This is a genomic window from Flavobacterium sp. (assembly GCF_032153895.1).
GTDB lineage: Bacteria > Bacteroidota > Bacteroidia > Flavobacteriales > Flavobacteriaceae > Flavobacterium.
The window spans coordinates 1-22977 of the sequence record NZ_JALDYN010000030.1; the positions used below are offsets into that span (position 1 = coordinate 1).

Consider the following 22977-nt stretch of genomic DNA (forward strand, 5'->3'; position numbering starts at 1 on the left):
ACTTTTCCGCTGGCGATGATTTTGATTTCGTCTTTAATTCCGAAACCGTTCAAGCAATCATAAACAAAAGCCAAAGCTTCACGCAAAGGCATTCCTACGTGGTCTGAATATTCTTGTGGAGCTGCTCCGGTTCCGCCTTCGCCACCGTCAACAGTGATAAAATCGAAATACGTTTTAGTCTCCACCATCGCTTTACAAATCGCAATAAACTCCGATTTGTTTCCGATACAAAGCTTCATACCAATTGGTTTTCCGCCCGAACCTTTTCGTAAAATTTTAATGAAATCCATCAATTCCAATGGGGTAGTGAAGGCCGAATGACGAGGTGGGGAAATAATATCGTTGCCTTTCTGAACCAAACGAATTGCGGCAATTTCATCGGTTACTTTTTCTTTCGGTAGAATTCCTCCGTGACCGGGTTTGGCGCCTTGAGAGAACTTCAACTCAATCATTTTAACGTTGTCTAAAGTGGCGCGTTTTGAATATTCTTCATAGGAGAATTTACCTTCAGCGTCGCGACAACTGAAATAACCGGTTCCGATGTTCCAAACGACGTCACCGCCTTGTAAATGGTAGGGAGAAAGCCCTCCTTCACCTGTATTATGGAAAAATCCTCCTTGTTTAGCGCCATTGTTTAAGGCGATAATTGCGTTTTTACTCAAAGATCCGAAACTCATTGCGCTAATGTTAAAAAGGCTTGACATATAAGGCTTCTCACATTGCGAAGAACCAATTTTTACCTTCGGATTAGCATCAACTTCAGAAAAAGGAATAGCTTTAATACTGTGATTAATCCATTTATAACCAGTCTCGTACAAATTGAGTTGTGTTCCGAAAGGCATCGTGTCGATATCTTTTTTACTGCGTTGGTAAACAATGCTTCGCTGCAAACGGTTGAAAGGTTTTCCTTCGGTATCGGTTTCGATAAAATACTGACGCATTTCTGGACCGATAGATTCCAATAAATAACGCATTCTTCCTAATAATGGGAAATTGCGACGAATTGTTTGTTTGGACTGATACATATCGTAAATCCCCATTGCAACTAAAGGAATGAATATCAGTAGCAATAAACTGAATTTCCAATTAACGAAAATCAACATTGCCGTTATCGACAAAATAGTGAAACTAATAACGATAAAAGCCTTTCTCATAATCTTACTATTTTAATTTGAATCGTTGTATTTTTCCTGTTTCGGTTTTAGGTAAGACATCGATAAAATTAATTACCCTTGGATATTTATATGGCGCAGCTACTTCCTTGAACCACTGTTGAATAGATTTAGCCAATTCATCTGTTGCTTTATCTTTTTCTTTTAAAACAATATGAGCACAAACCAACATTCCGCGTTCTTCATCAGGCAAACCAACCACTGCACATTCTAATATGGATTCGTGCGTTAAAAGAACACTCTCTACTTCAATCGCTGCAATATTATAACCCGAAGAAATAATCATATCATCGCCTCGAGCCACAAACCAAAAGTAACCTTCTTCATCCTGACGGAAAATATCTCCAGTCAAATTCCAACCGTTAGTTACATACTCACGCTGTTTTTCTTCTCGTTTTAAATATTTACAGCCGGTAATTCCGCGAACTGCTAATTTTCCCGGTTCATTTCTTGGAACTTCATTACCTTGATTGTCAATAATTTTAGCTTCATATCCGGTAATTGCTATACCGGTAGAACCTGGTTTCATATTCGATTCGTTAGACGAAATAAAAATATGCAACATTTCAGTAGCGCCGATTCCATCAATGATTTTCAATCCGGTTGCGGCATACCAATCTTCCCATACTTTCAAAGGTAAGGTTTCTCCGGCTGATACACACTTTTTAAGACTTGAAATGTCAAAATCATTTGCTTTGGAAGTCAGAACTCTCCAAGCGGTAGGCGCCGTGAAACAAGTGGTTACTTTATAATCTTGAATCGCTTGTAACAATAAATCCGGAGTTGGTTTTTCTATTAAAAATGTTGACGCGCCAAAATACATAGGAAACAAAACCAATCCACCTAAACCAAAAGTAAATCCTAAAGGTGGACTTCCCGTAAAGACATCATTTGGAGTAGGTTGCAACGAATATTGTGGAAATGCTTCGCAAATATTCAATACGTCTTTGTGATAATGGGCGGTCATTTTCGGTAAACCTGTAGTTCCGGATGTGAAACCGATTAAAGCAACACTATCTGATTTTGAATGATAATTTGAAAATGTTTTTGGTTTGTTCTGCATCAAATCTTCCAATTCTGAATTTCTGTAATAGCAGGTTCTTTTCAAAAATGGTGATTTTACCAATTCCATTTCTTCAGATAACGAGCTGTCGCACAGAACATGAGAGATTTCGGCACAATCAATTATCGTTGTTAATTCTTTGGAACGAAGCAGAGGCATTGTAGCTACCACAATTCCGCCAGCTTTTAAAATCGCATACCAACAAGCTACCATCATCGGGTTATTTGCCGAACGAATTAATACTCGATTTCCGGATTTCAGACCTAAATCTTCAACTAAAGCATGCGCAATCTGATTGGCTTTTTCAAACAAATCGTTATACGTCCAACGTTCTTCAAAAGTTTGAATACAAACCGCATCGCCGTGACCGTTTTGAATGTGACAATCCAATAAACGCTCTACACAATTAAGCATTTCAGGTCGGTTGAATTGAGGTAAATCCAGAAAAGTGTAATCTGGTTGTAATTCCAGATTCGGTAAACTATTGTGAGCGAAATTATCTTCGTAGTGTTTCATTTTTTTAGTAGCTAAGTTGCTGAGTAACTGAGTTGCTAAGTTAATACCTTATGATTTCTTATGACTTTCCGGTTTCAATGCTTTTTTCATGCCTTCAACTGTTTTGCGTTCAGATGCTTGTAATGGATACAAATGTGTTGTTCCCGCCATATATTGCTGCGGAATATCCGTCGGTCTGAAATTTTCGTAAGCCTGAGCGTTTCGAACAAAATAAGGATCGAGCAACAATGGCCTTCCAAGGGAAACCAAATCGGCACGACCATTTAATAAAATTGTATTAATTTGATCGATATCCTGAATATAACCCGCTGTAATTGTTGGAATATGAACGGCATTGCGAACCATATCTGAGAAAGGCGTTTGCCACATTCTTCCGGTTTGCGTTTTTTGTCCTGCAACTGTATTTCCGGTTGAAACGCTGATGATATCCGCTCCTGCGGTTTTGAAAGCTTCTGAAATTGCAATAACATCTTCTTCGGAAATTCCTTTTTCAGCCCAATCACAAGCTGAAATTCGGACAGACATTGGTTTGTTTTGAGGAAACACTTTGCGCATTTCTGTAAATACACGAATTGGGAATCTTAAGCGATTTTCGATACTTCCACCAAATTCATCTGTTCTGATATTGGTTAACGGAGATAGGAAAGAAGCCAGTAAAAAGCCATGATGCGCTTGTAGTTCAATCATATCAAAACCAGCTGCATCTGCATTTTTGGTAGCCTGAACGAATTCGGAAACAATCTGATCCATATCAGCCAAACTCATTTCTTTTGGAGTAGCCAATTTATCGTTGAACGGAATAGGGGAAGCTGACAACAATTCCCAAGCGTTGGCAATCGGTTCCGAACCACCTTCCCAAGGCTTTTTTGTAGCACCTTTTCGTCCGGAATGTCCTAATTGAATTCCTATTTTGGTTTGTGTGTTTTGGTGAATGAAATCAGTAATTCGTTTCCAACTAACTGTCTGTTCTTGTGAATATAAGCCTGCACAACTTTCAGTAATTCTTCCAATTGAAGATATGGCTGTCATTTCTGCAATAATCAATCCTACACCACCAATTGCTCGTGAAGTATAATGTTGAAAATGCCAATCGTTTACCACGCCGTTTTCAGCAGAATATTGTCCCATCGGAGACATTACAATTCGGTTTGGAAGTGTTAATTCTCTTAATTTGAAAGGTGTAAAAGCAGCAGGAATTTTGGCATCGGCTCCAATTTTTGCATTGAATTCGGCTAAAACTTTTACAGGATAAGAAGCATCCCGAATGGCTAAATTTTCAAACGTAACTTTCTTGGAGCGCGTCATTACACCAAAGGCAAACTGCTGAAAATCATGCTGAACGTGACGATCCATGTGTTCAAACCAATCCAAGGAAACATTGGCTGCGTGCTGAATCATTTCCACACGATTTCTTCTCGCAGTTTCATAAGCATCAAAAGCTGCTGAAATATTATTCTGATTGGCAACCACAGCATCGGATAAGGCAATTGCACATTCCATCGCCAATTTAGTTCCCGAACCGATTGAGAAATGTGCCGTAGCTTTAGCATCGCCTAATAAAACGATGTTGTCTTTGTGCCATTTTTCGTTGGTAACATGTGGAAACTGACGCCAATGTGATTTATTGGTAATCAACGGATGTCCGCCTAATTCTTCTTTAAAAATCTCTGAAATTTTTGCAACGGTTGCAGCTTCGTTTTCCACTTCAAAACCAGCATTTTTCCAGGTTTCATCGGAACATTCGAAAATCCAGGTACTCATTCCGGCTTCGTATTGATAAGTGTGCGCTACGAAAGTTCCGAATTTAGTAGTTCTGAAGAAATAAGTAAAAGCATCCAGCGGTTTTGTTGAACCCAACCAAACGAATCGGTTTTTTTGCAGTTTTACCGAAGTTCCAAAATCTGAAGCAAATTGGGTACGAATTGCACTTCCGATTCCGTCTGCTGCTACGATTATGTCGCTGTCTTTGAATTGTGTTAAATCGTCAACGTTTTGTTCAAAATGAAGATTTACGCCTTCTTCGGTACATCTTTGTTGTAAAAGTTGAAGCAAAGTTTTACGGGAACAACCACAAAATCCATTACCGGAAACACTTACTTTTTCGCCGTCACGAGCCACTACGATATCATCCCAGTAGGCAAATTTACTTCGGATTAATTCATACGATTCGGTATCACGAGTAAGGAATTCACCTAAAGTTTCATCGGAAAACACAACACCAAAACCGAAACTATCATCGGCTTTGTTGCGTTCGTAAACATCAATCTGACAATTCGGAATTGCTTTTTTAGTTAATATGGAAAAGTAGAGACCGCCTGGACCGCCACCGATTACTGTAATTTTCATATTTTTTATTTATTCATAAAATCAAAGGAACCTTTCCTGAGATTGATTCCGTATTCTAAATAGGCTTTTAAGCAGGCAAGGAAATTGGACCATCCAAACGAATTGCCAGACAACCATTTCAAACCGGCTTCGTTGTTTTCCATTTCTTTTTCAGTGATGGAAACCAATGTTGAACCGTTTAAACTTTCGGATAAACTGATTTCAACCGAATGCTCTTCTCCTGAATCTTCCCAATAGAAAGAAACGTATTTATTCAACTCAATTTTACCTACGCGAACCGGGAATTTCAAGTCGAATTCAGGGAATTTCCAAATTAGATTTTTACCTTCTTCCATTCTTCCGGTACTTTCGGAAATGAAGTAATTGGACATTTTTTCTGGGTTCACAATAGCTTCAAAAACTTCATGCATTGGCTTTTGAACCTGCATTGCTACTTTTATCTGTAATTTATCTGTGTTCATATTATCCACGTTTTATGGAGAAAATTTCTCCTAGTTTTGAGTAATTTGAACCTGCCAATCGGGCTACAGGTTTATAGGTTTCAAGATTGATTCTGGCGTTTTCCATCAGAATTGAATCGTCAATATGCATGATTAAAATCTTCCCGATGATAATTGCTGCACCACCATTTTTATGGTCTTCCAAAAAATAATGATGCACCATTTCGCATTCAAAATGCACTAAACTTTCTTTTACTCTTTTGGGTTTTATGTGAACGGAATCAATAGGGGTGAGGCCTGCCAGCTCAAATTCGTCAACTTCTGGCGTAACTTGTTGTGAAGTGGTGTTCATTTTTCCCACTACGTCTTCGGTTACTAAATTCACAACGAATTGCTTATTATTCAACACATTATTTAAAGTGTCTTTATTCTTATCTCCAGTTCGAATCGTTGAAAACATTACGTGTGGCGGATCTTCACCAACTGCGTTAAAAAAAGAAAAGGGAGCTAAGTTATTGATACCGTTTGCATCTACCGTGGAAATCCATCCAATCGGTCTTGGAATCACGGTTCCGGTTAATAGCTTATATAGTGTGGAAGCATCCGTATTTTGCGTATCGAATTGCATTGGTTTGGTTGTTTGTCACAAATTAAACAAATAATTTAGAAATATTTCGCTTTATCAGAATTTTTAAGATATAAATGAACATATGTTATTTTTTAGTAAATTTCAGTAAGAAAATCAGCCTATGAATAAAACTGAAACTAAAGGAATCTGGAAAGTCATTTCGGCTTCATCAATGGGAACTTTAATTGAGTGGTATGACTTTTACATCTTCGGAAGTTTAGCAGTTGTTATTGCTACTAAATTCTTTCCTTCGGATAATCCAACAGCAGCTTTTTTATCAACATTAGCAACTTTTGCGGCGGGTTTTGTAGTTCGCCCGTTTGGTGCCTTATTTTTTGGAAGACTGGGCGACATTATCGGCAGGAAATATACTTTTATGGCAACGCTTTTGTTGATGGGTGGCGCGACGTTTTTAATCGGATGTATTCCTAGTTATGAAACCATCGGTTTTTTAGCCCCTTTATTAGTATTGATTTTGAGACTTTTACAAGGATTAGCACTTGGCGGTGAATATGGCGGAGCTGCAACCTATGTAGCGGAACACGCTCCCGAAAACGAAAGAGGGTACTGGACATCTTGGATTCAGACCACTGCAACAGCTGGTCTATTTGTTTCTTTAATGGTGATTTTGATAACCCGTTCTATTTTATCAGAAGAAGCTTTCAATGAATGGGGATGGAGAGTGCCGTTCTGGATTTCACTTTTAATGGTTTACGTTTCCTATATTATTAGAAAGAAGATGAGTGAATCGCCGGTTTTTGCCAAAGCCAAAGCCGAAGGAAAAACCAGTAGCAATCCATTAAAAGAAAGCTTCGGAAACAAATACAACCTGAAATTCGTTTTACTTGCCTTATTCGGGGCTACAATGGGGCAAGGAGTTGTTTGGTATACCGGACAATTCTATGCGATGAGTTTTATGAAGACGGTTTTAAATATCGACAGTTCTCAGGTTGATACTTTACTAGGAATTGCTCTGCTTTTCGGCACACCATTTTTCGTCTTCTTCGGTTGGTTGAGTGACAAAATCGGAAGAAAAACAATTATGATGTCAGGCTTATTTCTAGCCGTTTTACTGTATCGTCCGATTTACAAAGAAATGTATCAGACTGTTGATGTAAATTCCAAAGAACTTTTAACTGTAAAGAATATTGAAACCAATTCTACAGATAACATTTCAGTTAGTGAATATGAAGACGGAACACAACTGAAAATCACAACAAAAAAAGATAGTGAAACGGTTTCAAAATTAGTAACAATCAATAATTCAGATCGTTGGAAATTGATATTCCTGATATTTATCCAGGTAATTTTTGTTACAATGGTTTACGGACCGATTGCAGCGTTCTTGGTAGAAATGTTTCCGACAAGAATCCGATACACTTCAATGTCATTACCATATCATATTGGAAATGGTATTTTTGGCGGTTTACTCCCGGCGATTTCAACTTATTTGGTAACCAATGCTAAAGCGAATAATAATCCTGAATTTTATTTGGAAGGATTATGGTATCCGATACTGATTGCTTCCGTGAGTTTTGTAATCGGAATGATTTATTTAGACAATAAAAAAAGACACTGATAATGAGTACAATAAAACGTTTTTTAGGATTAATTTGGATAATATTAGCTTTAGCTACAGCCTATTTCTGTATTTTCTCGTTTGGATTACCTAAAATCACTTCAGACAAACAAGAAGATGTAGTTTTCGGTGTCATCATTTTATTTATTCTGACACCTTTAATAGTATTTGGAATGTCACTGTTTGGTATTTATTCTTTAAAAGGAGAATATGACAAACACAAAATGTAATTCTAAAACCCTAAAATCATCTTAAAAAAATATGATTTCGGTTCCTATTTTTTAACTTTACAGATGTAAAATTTACTTCATGAGCTACTATAAAATAAACAACTTAGAACAATATTTCAAACATTACAATAAATCCATCCGTGAGCCTCGAAAATTTTGGGGAAAAATAGCCGAAGAGAACTTCATCTGGTACCAAGGATGGGACAAAGTTGTCGATTTCGACATGGGTGAAGCCAACGTAAAATGGTTTACCGACGCCAAAGTAAACATCGTTAAAAACTGTATTGACAGACATTTGGCTAAGCGTGGTGATAAAACCGCAATCATTTTTGAGCCTAACAATTCTGCTGAAGAAGCACAACATATTTCCTATAACGAACTTTATGACCGAGTAGCGAAAATGGCCAACGTGCTTCGCGAACAAGGCATTAAAAAAGGAGATAGAGTTTGCATTTATTTACCGATGATTCCAGATTTGGCGATTTCAGTTTTAGCTTGTGCGCGAATAGGTGCGGTTCATTCTGTTATTTTTGCAGGGTTTTCTGCTTCAGCGGTTACATCACGAATTAATGACTGTGAATGTAAAATGGTAATCACTTCTGACGGTGCTTATCGCGGTAACAAGTCCATTGATTTAAAAGGAATTATAGACGAAGCTCTTGAAAAATGTCCTACAGTTACTAAAGTTTTAGTTACTAAAAGAACAAATACTGAAGTAAAGATGAAAGAAGGTCGCGACCAATGGTTACAACCACTTTTAGATGCAGCAGTTCCAAATAATGTAGCTGAAATTATGGATTCGGAAGATCCGTTATTCATTTTATATACATCTGGTTCAACCGGAAAACCTAAAGGAATGTTGCATACTACAGCGGGTTATATGGTTCAGACAGCCTATTCTTTTAAAAATATTTTCAATTACGAAGAAAACGATATTTTCTGGTGTACGGCTGATATTGGTTGGATTACCGGACATTCTTATATTCTTTATGGTCCGCTTTTAAATGGAGCTACAACGGTAATTTTTGAAGGCGTTCCCTCATATCCTGACTTTGGAAGGTTTTGGGAAGTGATTGACAAACATAAAGTTACGCAGTTTTATACCGCTCCAACAGCAATTCGTTCGTTAGCCAAAGAAAGTGACGAATGGGTGGATAAGTACGATTTGTCTTCCTTGAAAGTTATTGGTTCCGTAGGAGAGCCTATTAATGAGGAGGCTTGGCATTGGTACAACGACCACGTTGGAAAGAAAAAATGTCCTATTGTTGATACTTGGTGGCAAACCGAAACTGGAAGTATTATGATTTCGCCTGTTCCATTTGTTACACCAACGAAACCTACATATGCAACTTTGCCGTTACCAGGAATTCAGCCAGTTTTAATGGATGAAAAGCGCAACGAAATTGAAGGAAATCAAGTTGTTGGCAGCTTGTGTATTAAATTCCCTTGGCCATCGATGGCGAGAACGATTTGGGGCGATCATGAACGTTATAAAGAAACTTATTTTTCTGCTTTCCCAGGTAAATATTTCACTGGTGATGGGGCTTTACGTGATGAAGTAGGTTATTATAGAATCACCGGTAGAGTAGATGATGTGGTAATCGTTTCGGGACACAATTTAGGAACAGCACCAATTGAAGATGCTATTAACGAGCATCCGGCTGTGGCAGAATCTGCGATTGTTGGTTTCCCACATGACATCAAAGGAAATGCGCTTTACGGTTTCATTATTCTGAAAGAAACCGGCGAATATCGTGACCGTGATAATCTGACTAAAGAAATCAACGAACATGTTGCCAGTCATATCGGGCCAATTGCTAAGCTGGATAAAATTCAATACGTTAGCGGATTACCGAAAACGCGTTCCGGAAAAATTATGCGTAGAATTTTAAGAAAGATTGCAGAAGGTGATTTTTCAAATTTTGGTGATACTACAACCTTATTGAATCCTGAAATTGTCGATGAAATTAAAAACAATAAAGTATAAAAAGATAAAGTCCTGAAAATTCAGGACTTTTTTTATTTCATTTTCAATTTTCTACGAAGTTTTAAAAATACTAAAGCAGAAGAATACGCATTACCTGAAGCAGTACTACGGCTGTTTTTCTTCACCTTATAAATATCGCACAATTGATCTAGTGTATGATGCTGATCTTCTGATAAATTTTTGAATCGTTGATGCATCACATTGATATCAATTACTTCATTTTTCAGTTTACCCAAATTCATCTTTTTTAATGCCTGGTTGAGCATTTCGATATCTAAATTGGTGCTGTGACCAACTAAAGTGGCATTTTTTATATAGTCCAAAAACTTCGGAAGTGCTTCAGATTCTATAATAGTATCAACGTTTACCTTGAAAAGTTTTTCAACTGCTTCATTTTGATGATTCTCTTCGGTTTGATTTTGGATAAATACCTCATAAAAATCGCCAACTTGAATAGAATCACTCACAACACCAATACATCCGATGGAAGTTATTTGGTCTTCCTTCCAATCCTGACCGGTTTTTTCACAATCAAACACAACATAGCGAATAGGAGCATTCGCATCCGTTTTGTCGAATGTTTCAGAATATTTTTTCCAGAAATCGGGATCTCCTTTACCTGTTAACCAGTCTAGCATTTTATGTGAAATATGTTAATTGGAATCGGTTTTTAATCAAATCCTGAATTTCGTTTATCGGTTGGAAGCAGTTTTTCAACTTCACTTTATCAACTTTCGTTAATTCTTCTAAGTTGATGTATTGTCCGCCGGAGCCTGTTTTCAAGCCTTCTTCAGTTCTGAACCAATGTAAAGTATGAAAAGCTTCAGCACATTCTAAATACAAATCAGCGTTTTGTGGTTCTAAATCGGCCAGCTTTTTATAACGTTGATACGTATTCGTAATTCCTTTGATTCCTTTACTGATAGCAAAAACTCGAGCCGCATCTACCAAAGGCGAAATGGCTCTGCTCTTAATATCGAAAGTGTCTTTATGTTCTTCGTCCTGTTCCAATAAAAACTGACGGAAAAAACCAACTGGAGCAGGTTTTTTGATTGCATCCGTTCCTAAGAAAGCGTAAAATAACTGATTGTTGTCGGCTTTAACATAGATATCATCTGTCAATGCTTTTTCTATAAACGGATCACCGTAAACGAAATCATAATCAAAGAAAATCGTACTTAAATGAATGCCTTTTTCACCTGGAGTATTAATCCAAGTGTTGTATTGTTTTATCCAATCAGTCAGTGACTTACACCAAAGTTCATTTGTGGAATTTGATCCTTGTTCACTGCGCTCATAACCAATTTTTTCAAAGGTTTCCAAGACTCTTTCGGAAAGCTTGATAAAGTAATTTTTAACTTCATCGTACTTTTCAGAAGGCACATCTTCAAATATCAGAGAATTGTTGATATCAGTCATTAACAGCTGCTCGCGTCTTCCTTGACTTCCTAAACTAAACCATGCAAATCGAACAGGAGGCTCCCCAATTTTTTCAATTCCCAACTGAATAGCTCTTTTGGTAATGGCATTGTTAATCTCGCTGGTAATACTTGTAATATGGGCAATCGGAATATTCTTATCAATCGAATTCTGTATCAAATCAGTTAATTTATCGCGAACTACTTTCAATTCTTTCGAACGATTTGCACGTTTGGCTTGTTTCAGTAAAACTCCAGGATTATTGGCCTGAGCCGCAACGACATCATGTTCTGAAATAATTCCGGTGATTAAACTTTTTTCGGTTCCGTCACGAGTTACACATAAATAACCAACGTTATGCTTTAGCATCATCATTTGTGCTTCAGCAATCGAAATATTTTCTGGAACCGTTATTATCGTCGGAATCATGATTTTATCGACTGTTGTATCAATCGAAAACTGTCCGGTTGCTATTTTAGACGTTAATTCAAAATCGGTTACAATTCCAATCGGCATCTGGTTTTCCTGAATAATTACACTTCCAATCTGGCGACTAGACATCGTTTGTGCTATATGACGAACAATATCGTGAGTACTTGCCGTAATTGGATTTTTGGTGTATTTAATGGGTTGGAAATACTGAATATCGGTTGCGCTTTGCTCATTGAAAATAACATTTTCCGAAATCAGTTTACCTCGATTGTCTTTATCGTAAGGGTTACGGGTATTGGAAGCAAAACTTTCGAGCAAAAAGCTCAAAACATGCGCATTACCTGCGACATAAGAGCGGAAATTCTCAATAGGAATTGCATATACAATCGAATCTTCACGAGACTTTGCCGTCATTAAATAATCGTTCTTGGCAAAAAACGGACGTAATCCTAAAATATCACCTTCATCACACTTATCGATTAAGGTTTCTTCAGCATCCGAAATAACCGATAATCCGATAGCGCCGGAAGCAACCACATAAAAAGAATCGTGTGTTTTATCTCCAATTTTAAAAAGTTCCTGATTTTTTTCAAGATACACAACCTTTATATGTTCCGCAATAGCAACCAAATCAGTGTATTGCATACTGGAAAAAGGAGGGTAGTGCTTTAAAAAATCGGCTATACGTTCGGCGATTGGGTTTCTCATACCATTTTCGGTTATTAAATGTCTTTTGAGGTCATTATTTTCTAAAAATACTAAATTCCTTTAAAATTCAAAAGTAGGGGAGTTATAATATTTTAAGAATTAAGTTGTGAAATCGTTATCAGAACAACGGCTATAATAGCTAACGTAATCCCGATGTAGTTTATTTTACTGAGCTTTTCTTTAAAAGCAATAACACCGATAAAACTTCCCAGAGCTATAACTCCAAAATTCATCGATGCAAAAACCGTTGTTGGATTTTCTGCAAATGCCTGATGGGCTTTCAAATAAAAGAAAATGTTCCCGAAATTAAGAGCTCCAAGCAAAATTCCCCAAAGAATACTATTGAATTTCAACGTTGACTTTTTTGTTATTATGTAAAATAGACTAATACAACTCGCTACAACAAATGATCCGATGAATATCCAAAATAGTGATGTGGTAAATCCAACTTCTTTATTAACAGCAATTTGCTTGAATAAGACGTCAATAATTCCGAAGCCTAAAAAAACAAGTAACGGATACAGCCAATTTACAGAATCTGTTTGATGATTGTCTGTTTTATATAAGGTAAAGAATATCGCTGTAAATCCGACAGCAACGCCAATTAGTTTTAAAAGACTGATATTTTCATCAAATATAAAATAGGCCGCTAATATTGGAATAAATAAAGACAAACGCTGAGCAATATCTGTTTTTACAATTCCTATAGATTTTATAGAACGTGCTAACAATATAAAGACAGCCGGCAACAAAATAAACAGCGGAATATAAATTTTCCAGGGTAATATTTTTTTTGAAATTTCAGTATCAGGTTTAAATATTGTGAAACACAGAATTATAGCCGCTAAATAATTCAGATTAATTATCTGCTCGATAGAAACAGATAAGCGCTTAACATATTTTAAAAGGACCGCTACTGAAACGCTACAGCATATACTCAATAGGATATAGCTCATGAGTTTGAAAGTTTACCACAAAGAAACATATATTATAGTAACGAATCAATAAATATTCTATTTTACATAATGTATATTATAGTTCAAAGTGATTATCTGATAATCAACCAAAAAAGATGCATTTCATCGATGATTTTTTACACTTTGTCGAAACTTGACGTTTTGTATTTGAAAGATACATCTATTTCCTACTTAAAATATTGAAAATTAATCATTTATGATGAAAAATTTTATTCTGAAAAGCTATAAAAGAAAGTAAAATCTTAAGGGTTTATACTCCAAAATAGAACTAGTCTTACAGATTTGTATGATTTTTATCACTTTACCGACAAAAAATGTATTTTAACGATATTTTAATTTTTTTGTTTGAATCTAACTTATAGATTTGCAACGAGTTACAATCAAAAAATGATTTATCTCAAAACACAACAACATTAAAAAATTAAAAAAAACAGAATTGAATTATGAAGAACAGATTTTTTATTTTTTTGCTCCTGACTACATTAAACTTATTTGCTCAAACTACAAATGTAAATTATACAGTTTCAACTGAAAATTTTTCAAATCCGGAGCGCGGAATGTATCATCATACTGAAACACATTCTACAGGATATACAAGTTTAAATCAATCTACCTTAACAAATTACAGAGTTAACGAAAAAATTACGTTAATCGTACGTGTTTTCTATTTGGAAAACTTCAGAACTTCTGCAATTTCTCAGGATTACTTAAACAAAATGCAAGCTGATTTTAACGCTATTCGTAACGCTGGTATCAAAGTTATTGCACGTTTTGCTTATTCTGATTCTGATGTTGCCGGACAGCGTGACGCTAACAAGACGCAAATTATTAGTCATATCAGCCAATTACAGCCTTTATTACAAAATAATGTTGACGTAATTGCTTCTGTACAAGCTGGTTTTATCGGTTCTTGGGGTGAATGGTACTATACTGATCACTTTGGTATCGCACCTACAGCTACTGATTATGCTAACAGAAAAGATGTTGTTACGGCTTTATTAAATGCTTTACCAGCTTCAAGAATGATTCATATGAGAACGCCTGTTTTAAAACAAAAAATGGCTGGAACAACTTCTGCTATTGCTCAAACTCAAGCTTATAACGGTTCAAATAATTCAAGATTAGCGCATCATAATGACTGTTTCTTAGCCAGTTCAACTGATTTTGGAACTTATTCAAATATTTCATCTGAATATCCTTATTTGGAAAATGAAACAAAATATTTAGCAATGGGTGGCGAAACTTGTGCGCCTAATGCACCACGTACAGATTGTAGTACTGCTTTACAGGAAATGAAAAAATTCCACTGGTCATACTTAAATATCGATTATCATGCAGCAGTTATCAACGGATTTATTTCTAACGGATGTATGAATGAAATTAAAAATAACTTAGGATATCGTTTTGAGTTGGTTAACGGAACTTTTACACAATCAGCAACTGCAGGTGGAACCTTCCCTATCAGCTTAAAAATCAAAAATTCTGGATGGGCTACGCCGTATAACGAAAGAAAAGCATATTTAATTTTAAGAAATACTGGAACAAACCAAGAATATTCAATTGCTCTTGCTTCAGATCCAAGATTGTGGACAAGTCAAGTAGAAACAACAATCAACGAAAATATTGCTTTACCTAGCAATATCGTTGAAGGAAGCTACAAATTGTATTTAAGCTTGCCGGATAATGAAGCTAGCTTAAAACCACGCCCGGAATATGCAGTTAGAATGGCTAATAACAACACTTGGGAATCTACAACAGGTTATAACAATTTAAATTTCACAATGAATGTTGGTGGTTCTACTTTAGGAACTACAGACATCAATGTAAGTCAAGCGGTTATCTATCCGAACCCGGCGAACAACCAAGTTACTGTAGAAATGCAGAATATGGAACAATATACTTTATCAATGTATAACTCTTTAGGACAATTGGTTAGTGTAAATACAAACATCAATCCAACCAATATGGTTATCAACACTGAAAGTTTGAGTGATGGTGTTTACTACTTGCAATTTGTAAGCGGATCAACCAAAGATTTCAGAAGAGTTATTGTAAAACACTAAAACACTGTTTTTTTAATAATTTGATTTTTGTGTTAAAGTAGGGACTTTTAATTAGGTTCCTACTTTTTTTGTTTACGTTTCAAGTTATATTTTACGCCCAATTGTAAAGCATTGGCATAGAATTTCGATTGCAGATAATACTCAAATATCGCCGTAATTGAAGTGTAATCGAATATCTGATAGTTCATGTTACCGACGAATCTAGTGAATTCCGAAGCGTAATCATCATTGAACCACGCGCCTTCTAACTTCATATTGAAATCGTCATCGAAATCGCCTATTGAAAATCCTAAACCGCCGCCCATAAAAAAACGATCATCAATCATCCAATACGGATAACCTCCAGACAACGGAATTGTAGATTTTCCAAGTGAAGCCTGCGTTCTAGTAGCTTCAATAAAGGGTTGAAAACGGTATTTTTTCTCCATCCATCGGTCGAAAATTACTTTTCCAGTGGCGCTTCCTTCATACGATTCTTTGGTGTAATATTCTTTAAAAAGCGCTTCACTGCTGTTGTAGTAACTGCCTTCTAATGACAAAATGGTATTCCAATATTTAAAGAAGTAATTATTTTGATAGATATTTAACTGATAACGGTAAATACTTTTGCTGTGGCTTGGGCCATTCTCAAACGGTGCGACATTAAATTCTGCAGAGGAATAGCTTTTGTTTTTCGAATAATTTGCCCCTGCTCCAAACTGAATAAAGCCTTTTTTCAAATCGCTGTATTCCAGTCTTAGTCTTCCGTAATACTGTAGTTTATCGAACGATTTTGGGTTGTTGTATTGATATTGAATTCCGAAAACATCATGCGATTTATTGTCTTCCCAATCCAATTGATTTTCAATGCGATACATCGAACTATAAGTTAAGCCGAAACCATGTAATCGAAGTTTTTTATCATACATATTGTAGGACCAAACATTTTGAAAAGAAGACAAATTCTGCTTATTACTTTCGAAAGAAGTATCATAATTGACAAAATTTCCGTTTTGAGTTCTGTCGTCTTTAATAATTTTTTCAAGTACATCCGGATAGAAAAACTGCGGATAATTGGCAACCAAATAAAGTTGAACTTCCCGCTCTTCATAGATTACATCGGTATTCAGCATCTTTTGAATCGCTTCTCGGTCTGCGGATTCTTCAGGTAGTTCACTCGCCAAAATCCAGGATTCTTTGAATTTACCCATTTCATGATAAACTTGACTCATTTGAGCTTTTACGCGATAATCTTCCGGATTTTTAGCAATATAATCGTTGTATTCTTTGATAAGTTTCTGATAATCTTTTAGTTCGATAAGCCACTGCATTTTAGAATAAAAATCAATATCCTTACTGAATGCCGACCATTCGAGCGCTTTTTGAAACTGATTCTCATCAGCATAAGTCCAGGCGATTGTGGTCGCATATTCTGAAAATTCAGCGGAAGGTTTGATTTTATCTAACTCCGGAATTGCATTATGAGGCTCGTATCCTAATAGAAAATCAATGTATTTTAAAAAGCTATCGTGTGACGTATCAACTTTCAAGAGTTTTATTAATGCATCTTTAATTTTAGCCTGATTTTCAGGTGTGTAAAAATTAGCCACATAACTATTCAGTAAATCTTTATCGTTTGGAGTAACCAAGATTTGAGCGTTAATCCATTTTTCGTGAACCAATTCGTTCGGATAATATACAATTTCTGCCAATCGTTTGGAAAACATCACGTTTTCTGCAGTTGGGTATTTGATGCAGTGTTCTTCTAATAATCTCCAAACTTCATCTGCGTTGTCTTTCCAGGAAAGATATTCGGCATATTTAATCCATACTTTCGGATCAATTTTTGGGTTGCTCAATATTTGTTTTCGCAATGATTCGATTTCCAAAGCAAGGTTTTTGTCATAATCGGCATACCATAAATCTTCTTTGGCAATTCGAGAAGCTTCCATTAAAAAAACACGATGTTCTTGTTTAACATTTTGGGCAACTGATGCCAAATCACTGCTACTTTCTTTGTTTTTGATATTAAAATCAGGAACAGAAATATACGGTTTATCAGTTCGGATGGAATATAAATAACCATCTAAATAGGGCGATTTTTTAAAAGAGGCTCTTATACTTTTTAAATGCTTTTCAATCTCTGAAGTGTTTTTACTCGTTCCATACATAAACCAATGCTGCTCATCAAATTCAGATTCTTCCGGTTTCATTTTTTGAACCACATAAACCCCATTTTCCGATTTATGATTGAAATACGATGCTCTCCAATCATTTGTTAAAAGTCCGCTTTCCTTAGCATTTAAATAGCGAATTTGTGGAAAATCGCGTCGCATAGTTGTCAAAAGTTTGTCAAACTCCGGAAACATCGCCCGATTACTGTTCGGTGTTTTGTACCATCCTAAATTGTCGTAATTTCTGAAATCATAACTTTGGTCAAGTAAAATATGATCTTTTCCTTTGATATCGAAAATATCGTCCGGATGCAAAAAATGAGTCCAGATTCCGGTGTACATATACAACGAATAAATCGTGTATTTTAAATCGTCATCAACATAAAATCCGCTGGAAATTCTAGGAAAATCAAATAATTCCGGCTCGTAAGGATCAAAGTCAAATTCACGATTACCACCATTACGTTTTTCTCCAATGTAAATACTACACATGAAACTAATAGAAGGCATTCCTTTTTTAAGTTGTTTCAGCCCTACTCTATCAATATAATTGGATGGCGGAACATAAGTAACCGGCAAATCTCCAAAATTGTTTACCTCCCATTTTTTTTCGGCGGCTTTTAAAGACGTAACCATAAAATCAGGGTTTTTCCAATCTCTGGTTAAAAGAGAAACATGATTGTAACCGTGAAAAGCCATTTCGTGGCCTTGATCCATGATGTTGTGAGCCAACCAATTACTTAATCCGACTTCTTTACTGCCAACTTTAACTTTTTTAGAATCCCATTCCCGAAACAAAAACGGTGGCTTCACATTAACGTTGTAATCAAATGTGGTCATGGCAGCATAATCAATACTAAACTTTTTAGAAATTTTAATTAAATCAGGCCACCAAACGTTGTGTACGTAATCGGTAATCGTTAAATCCATTTCAGATTTTATCGGCTCTTGCTTAATATCATACAATGGTGACGGAAAATCATCTAAAAACATAACTCCAGTATTGATAACCGGATACGGAATTCCTTCCAAACCTTTTAAAAGTCCTGAAAACAAAAGACCTCGGTCATCTTTTATGGTAAAATAAGTCGAATTAACGTAAATTACTTTCCCTTTTCCAACCTGATTTTCAACAATTAACGGATAGTTTTCATCATTGGCAGCTGTAGCCAAAACTTTAATTTTATTGGAAAAGGCCTTACTTTTCAATCCGAAGAACTTCAGATCTTTTTTATAAATATGATTATCAAAGCCAGGAAAAATGGGTGTTTTGAAATGAAATCCAGCAGCATTCGCATCGGTTTCAAAATCGTTTTCGGGTTTACCTCCTATCAGAAAAGAAAAACGTTTGTCTTCAGAACCAAAAGGCATAAACAGCGTTCCGCCTTTGGCAACAAAATCCCGAATAACGTCAACGCTTTGATTGTTTAACTTTCTGGAATCCAGCATTGTTAAAACCCTAACGTTGTCGTCAATTTTTAAGTTTTTGTTCCATTCGTCAACCGTAATGGTTTGTATTGGGATTTTAGAATAATCGCATGCTTTACGAATGTTATTGTTCAGCGTCAAACTTTCCACATCGTTTTTGTCCAGAATGAACTGAACCAAAGGCGGAATGTTCAATGGAACTCCGGAATACTTGCGCAACTTCAAACTGCCGTCTTTTCGGTTAAAATTGTCCAAACCGGTAAGCTCATCAATTTTCGCACACGCACACACGAAGAGAAAAACAACGAGAACAAATACATATCGGAATAGTAGTAGCGTATTCTTACCCATAACAATTCGGTTTAAAAGATTAAATCATCAATTTTACTTTCGTTAGGGATATTTTCAATTTCATATACTTTAATCAAATCACTTTCGTAGAAAACGGTAATTTTTCGGCCTCTTTTCTTCAAAATATCGATTTTTTGAAGGATTTCCGGCACTAATTTGCAGTTGGTAGCAATTCGGTTCGTTTTGTCATCCGGTTTTTTGTAGATGAAAATCAGCATTGTTTTCGGAACCACATATTCCGGATGTTTTTCCAGAACTTTTTTATTCTTGATATTTTTAAAATAGAGTGAATCACGTTTCAGATAATCGTTCAGAAACTCTGTATAATGAACAAAAAAGTGCTTATTCAAACTCATCGTTTGCGTAGTATAATCGTTCACAACTCCATAAGAATAAGGGAAATACGTTGCTGTAATTTTTTCATACACATTGATGATTTCCTTTGGAATATTATCGGTTCGTTCCAATTTTTTGTATTCTCTTTCCTGATAGAAATACGCCGAGTACAATACGCCGCCAATTAAAGCTACCACAAGAGCAGGTTTCAAAACTTCAGATTTGATTGTGATGAAATAGGTTAATCGGATAATCTGAGAAACCGCAATACCTAATAAAATCGGAATAAAAACACCTAGCGACAGTTTAACCATATCGGTATCAATCCAGTTATTATCCAATTCTGAAATAAAAACCAAGAAGTTGAAATAAATTAGGAAACAGAGTGCTGCATTCCATTTTTCATTTTTGATAATCATCAGCAGCAAGCAAATTGCCATGCAACCGTAACTTATGTATTGGTAGTAAATCATCAGTTGTTCATAAGATACAATCAGGTGAGAAAAGTAAGTATATGAACTTACAGACATCAATCCGCCGTGAATCAGTAAGCGTAAATCGTCTCCAAAATAATTACAGGCTACGCCATAAATAGCAAGTAAAACCACTATTGCCAACAGATAAGCTCCAAAAGCAATTAAATTTTGAACTTTATGTTTAATGGACGAAGTAAACAAGCCAAATACCAAAAACGGAAATACCAGAACAACCAAGGTAAATACATCAATTAAGCCAATTGCCGTAAAAGCCATGATGTAGTTGATAAAACAATTTCGGTTGTTACTATGCATGAAGCCTGGTTTTATATAAATGACCATAGCTGGTAAAGCAAAACTAATCGCCAAAAGCAATGACTGATGCTGAAGAATATACGTAATGTTTACCGGCATAATTGTATAACTCACACTGTAAAAAAGAGAAGCAATTAAGGGTGCAATTATTTTAGAATAACTGATTTTATTCACCACCCAAAACAACAACACACTAATTAAAACCGATTCTAATATTCCCATGGATTGCAAAGCTACTTCCGGGCTGATGCTAGTCAACTTTCCGTAGAAATTTACCATAGCCAACTCTCCTACGGTGGTTACTCCATTGGTGAACCATCTTTGATAATCAAAATCGATTACGGTTTCTAAGTCACTCAGCCAGGAACCAGACATCGAAAACAAATCAAATGGATAGAAAATGTAACGACTATAAAATGCCACACCGCCCAATGTTGAGAGGATGAATAAATACCAAAATCTGTTTTTCTGTTCTGTCTTATCAGATCGGGTAAACAAGAAAAAACTCAGAGGTTTCTTTAATTCAAGGTTTTTGATGAGTTCGAAAATGTTGTGTTTTACTTTGTGAGCTATAATGTTTACTGATTTCGGCAATTGTTTCAAACCGAAGTAGTCCACATAAATCACTAACATCAGGATAATCAGCATATTGACAAGATTGTAAATTCCTAATTGAACTAAAGTGAATAATAACAAAACGATTAAACTGCCGTATTTAAACCATTGTTTAGCTATGAAATCAAAATAGTTGATTGAGCGAGAATAGGAAATGAATTTTCGGTTCAGATAGAACAAAAAAAGTATCATCAGACACAATCTGATAAACCCTGTTATTATGGAACCTGAAATTAGCATATCTTATTCTGAAAATTGCGGAAAACCTTGTAAATCAATAGATCCTATAAAATACATGAAACCTGTTCGCTGAATTCGTTTTACAATTTCATCGTGTAATGTTTTAGTGTCTGCATATTCAACTAAAATCAGGGTGAGCTTGTGTTTTCTTCTTATTTGATGCAGCCTTCTGATATAACTATCGTATTCCGATTGCAGTCGAAGTTTGTATTTCTTATCATCAAAAGTGAAATTGGAAGCCACAGATTCAACAACCAAAGCATCGACAAAATCTGAAGTTTTATCAATGATTTCCAATCCGGCATTCTGAATGAAAATATGATTGGGATATTTAGTATTCAAATCGCTGATAAACTGAATGAGTTCCTCTTTTTGGCTCGCTTGAAAACCAAAAGTGCAGAAGTTGTCGATATTATCTAAAAACAAACCGTCGTAACCGTCTGCAAGTATTTCATCTATAATGGAAAAAAGGGTTTCTTTAGTTTCATTTCTTTTTAAATTCAAATAATAGCTATCCCAGTTTTCATTTTTACCTAAAACACTATCTTTTAGTTTGTTATAATATTTAGCTTGACTATTTACTTCACCTAAACTGATGTATGCTAACACCTTTCCGTTGAGTTTTTTAAACTTCTTAACGTCTGGAATAGCATAGTTTTTAGATTCTAAAACAACATAACTATATCCTTTCACATCCAACGGATTGAGCTTTCCATAACAGAAAAACACATCGGATTGTACAACATTGGCACCCGACGATTCAATCCCGAACAATGACGGAAACAGCAGAAAAAAGAGTTTAATATGCCGCATAGTAGTAATAATCAAGGTTTCTAAAAAATTGAATGTTTTGTTTTAAAGTTATCAGCATGAAAACCAATGCGCCAAACAATAATCCTCCAACGCTATATTCGTACGATATAAAACGACTCATTAAAAAGCCAACCACTAGATTTACTATACAAGCCAGAACTAAAGCTTTTAAAGGTTTAGCCGGCTGACCTAACGTAAAAAGGTATAGTGTATTTAATATTCCCCAAGCAAATAAGAAATATCCCAATCCGCCGATGATACAAACTCTGAAACTGATTTCTTCAAAAACTTCATTAAAGTGCGCCTGATAGCCCCAAGAAGAAGTCACTATAAAATAAATCAGAAAAAAAATAAGAATCGTGGTAACAATCAGCAAAGCAATATGTTGCCAATACATTTTAAATAATGTATGGTTATAATTTTCCGGATGTTCGAACGGTGTATTCTTTTGACCGATATCGATGAATTTTGAAAAAGAAGCTAAACTATATTCCAAAACACCCGATAACAATAAAAACACCAGTATCGCCACATCCATTCCTAATTCATAATTCTTTTCAAAGTAAATGATATAAGGAATTGTGCCGCTACTGTCTGCCGACCAAGCCAGAAATCGGTCGATGAAAATGAATACATAAACCAAAAGTCCGTAAAAGAAATAATGGTAATTCTGATACAACATTACCGGAG

Annotated in this window: 15 protein-coding genes and 1 pseudogene; 4 read left to right on the plus strand and 12 right to left on the minus strand. The window is 35.7% G+C overall.

Annotated elements, in window-relative coordinates; all coding sequences use genetic code 11:
• The 5 genes from RUH60_RS09580 to RUH60_RS09600 all read right to left on the minus strand — a co-directional run.
• Positions 1 to 1154: FMN-binding glutamate synthase family protein (locus RUH60_RS09580; protein WP_313807752.1), on the minus strand; the 1154-nt coding region annotated here is incomplete at its 3' end.
• A 7-nt stretch (positions 1155 to 1161) separates the two neighbouring features.
• Positions 1162 to 2751 (minus strand): AMP-binding protein, encoded by a 1590-nt coding sequence (locus tag RUH60_RS09585; protein ID WP_313807754.1) that lies wholly within the window; start codon positions 2749 to 2751, stop codon positions 1162 to 1164.
• 48 nt (positions 2752 to 2799) lie between these two features.
• Positions 2800 to 5097 (minus strand): FAD-dependent monooxygenase, encoded by a 2298-nt coding sequence (locus tag RUH60_RS09590; RefSeq protein WP_313807756.1) that lies wholly within the window; start codon positions 5095 to 5097, stop codon positions 2800 to 2802.
• Positions 5098 to 5102: 5 nt separating this feature from the next.
• Positions 5103 to 5558, minus strand: coding sequence for an SRPBCC domain-containing protein (locus RUH60_RS09595; RefSeq protein WP_313807758.1), 456 nt, complete (start codon positions 5556 to 5558; stop codon positions 5103 to 5105).
• A 1-nt stretch (position 5559) separates the two neighbouring features.
• Positions 5560 to 6165 (minus strand): flavin reductase family protein, encoded by a 606-nt coding sequence (locus RUH60_RS09600; RefSeq protein ID WP_313807760.1) that lies wholly within the window; start codon positions 6163 to 6165, stop codon positions 5560 to 5562.
• A gap of 121 nt (positions 6166 to 6286) precedes the next feature.
• Here RUH60_RS09600 and RUH60_RS09605 point away from each other — a divergent pair, with 121 nt between their 5' ends.
• The 3 genes from RUH60_RS09605 to acs all read left to right on the plus strand — a co-directional run bounded on the left by RUH60_RS09605 (position 6287) and on the right by acs (position 9961).
• Entirely contained in the window at positions 6287 to 7744 is a 1458-nt protein-coding gene (locus RUH60_RS09605) for an MFS transporter (protein WP_313807761.1), read from the plus strand.
• A 2-nt stretch (positions 7745 to 7746) separates the two neighbouring features.
• Complete coding sequence (locus tag RUH60_RS09610; protein ID WP_313807763.1) at positions 7747 to 7974, plus strand: DUF6814 family protein; 228 nt, start codon at positions 7747 to 7749, stop codon at positions 7972 to 7974.
• A 79-nt stretch (positions 7975 to 8053) separates the two neighbouring features.
• The gene (gene acs, locus RUH60_RS09615) at positions 8054 to 9961 is read left to right on the plus strand and encodes an acetate--CoA ligase (protein ID WP_313807765.1); all 1908 of its coding nucleotides are present in this window, start codon (positions 8054 to 8056) and stop codon (positions 9959 to 9961) included.
• A gap of 32 nt (positions 9962 to 9993) precedes the next feature.
• Here acs and RUH60_RS09620 read toward each other — a convergent pair whose 3' ends face one another.
• From RUH60_RS09620 to RUH60_RS09630, 3 genes are all read right to left on the minus strand, one after another.
• On the minus strand, positions 9994 to 10599 hold the full coding sequence (locus tag RUH60_RS09620; RefSeq protein ID WP_313807767.1) for an exonuclease domain-containing protein: 606 nt from the start codon (positions 10597 to 10599) through the stop codon (positions 9994 to 9996).
• A 1-nt stretch (position 10600) separates the two neighbouring features.
• The gene (locus RUH60_RS09625; RefSeq protein WP_313807769.1) at positions 10601 to 12520 is read right to left on the minus strand and encodes a DUF294 nucleotidyltransferase-like domain-containing protein; all 1920 of its coding nucleotides are present in this window, start codon (positions 12518 to 12520) and stop codon (positions 10601 to 10603) included.
• Between the two features lie 92 nt (positions 12521 to 12612).
• Positions 12613 to 13476 (minus strand): DMT family transporter, encoded by an 864-nt coding sequence (locus RUH60_RS09630; RefSeq protein ID WP_313807771.1) that lies wholly within the window; start codon positions 13474 to 13476, stop codon positions 12613 to 12615.
• Between the two features lie 464 nt (positions 13477 to 13940).
• On the opposite strand from RUH60_RS09630, the gene RUH60_RS09635 reads away from it, so the two are divergent.
• Entirely contained in the window at positions 13941 to 15560 is a 1620-nt protein-coding gene (locus RUH60_RS09635; RefSeq protein WP_313807773.1) for a DUF4832 domain-containing protein, read from the plus strand.
• A 59-nt stretch (positions 15561 to 15619) separates the two neighbouring features.
• Here the strand turns inward: RUH60_RS09635 and RUH60_RS09640 are convergent, their stop codons facing one another.
• From RUH60_RS09640 to RUH60_RS09655, 4 genes and pseudogenes are all read right to left on the minus strand, one after another.
• The gene (locus tag RUH60_RS09640; protein ID WP_313807775.1) at positions 15620 to 19492 is read right to left on the minus strand and encodes a DUF2194 domain-containing protein; all 3873 of its coding nucleotides are present in this window, start codon (positions 19490 to 19492) and stop codon (positions 15620 to 15622) included.
• Positions 19493 to 19503: 11 nt separating this feature from the next.
• Positions 19504 to 21426: a hypothetical protein gene (locus RUH60_RS09645; RefSeq protein WP_313807777.1), complete on the minus strand. Its 1923-nt coding sequence runs from the start codon at positions 21424 to 21426 to the stop codon at positions 19504 to 19506.
• 51 nt (positions 21427 to 21477) lie between these two features.
• Positions 21478 to 22287 (minus strand): endo alpha-1,4 polygalactosaminidase, encoded by an 810-nt coding sequence (locus tag RUH60_RS09650; protein ID WP_313807779.1) that lies wholly within the window; start codon positions 22285 to 22287, stop codon positions 21478 to 21480.
• Positions 22274 to 22977, minus strand: a pseudogene (locus RUH60_RS09655) (hypothetical protein); the annotation flags it as partial. The pseudogene RUH60_RS09655 and the gene RUH60_RS09650, both read right to left, overlap by 14 nt.

Coding starts and splice junctions, on each gene's coding strand:
- RUH60_RS09585 (WP_313807754.1), bottom strand. CDS start 2,751: ATGAAACACTACGAAGATAATTTCGCTCACAATAGTTTACCGAATCTG.
- RUH60_RS09590 (WP_313807756.1), bottom strand. CDS start 5,097: ATGAAAATTACAGTAATCGGTGGCGGTCCAGGCGGTCTCTACTTTTCC.
- RUH60_RS09595 (WP_313807758.1), bottom strand. CDS start 5,558: ATGAACACAGATAAATTACAGATAAAAGTAGCAATGCAGGTTCAAAAG.
- RUH60_RS09600 (WP_313807760.1), bottom strand. CDS start 6,165: ATGCAATTCGATACGCAAAATACGGATGCTTCCACACTATATAAGCTA.
- RUH60_RS09605 (WP_313807761.1), top strand. CDS start 6,287: ATGAATAAAACTGAAACTAAAGGAATCTGGAAAGTCATTTCGGCTTCA.
- RUH60_RS09610 (WP_313807763.1), top strand. CDS start 7,747: ATGAGTACAATAAAACGTTTTTTAGGATTAATTTGGATAATATTAGCT.
- acs (WP_313807765.1), top strand. CDS start 8,054: ATGAGCTACTATAAAATAAACAACTTAGAACAATATTTCAAACATTAC.
- RUH60_RS09620 (WP_313807767.1), bottom strand. CDS start 10,599: ATGCTAGACTGGTTAACAGGTAAAGGAGATCCCGATTTCTGGAAAAAA.
- RUH60_RS09625 (WP_313807769.1), bottom strand. CDS start 12,520: ATGAGAAACCCAATCGCCGAACGTATAGCCGATTTTTTAAAGCACTAC.
- RUH60_RS09630 (WP_313807771.1), bottom strand. CDS start 13,476: ATGAGCTATATCCTATTGAGTATATGCTGTAGCGTTTCAGTAGCGGTC.
- RUH60_RS09635 (WP_313807773.1), top strand. CDS start 13,941: ATGAAGAACAGATTTTTTATTTTTTTGCTCCTGACTACATTAAACTTA.
- RUH60_RS09640 (WP_313807775.1), bottom strand. CDS start 19,492: ATGGGTAAGAATACGCTACTACTATTCCGATATGTATTTGTTCTCGTT.
- RUH60_RS09645 (WP_313807777.1), bottom strand. CDS start 21,426: ATGATACTTTTTTTGTTCTATCTGAACCGAAAATTCATTTCCTATTCT.
- RUH60_RS09650 (WP_313807779.1), bottom strand. CDS start 22,287: ATGCGGCATATTAAACTCTTTTTTCTGCTGTTTCCGTCATTGTTCGGG.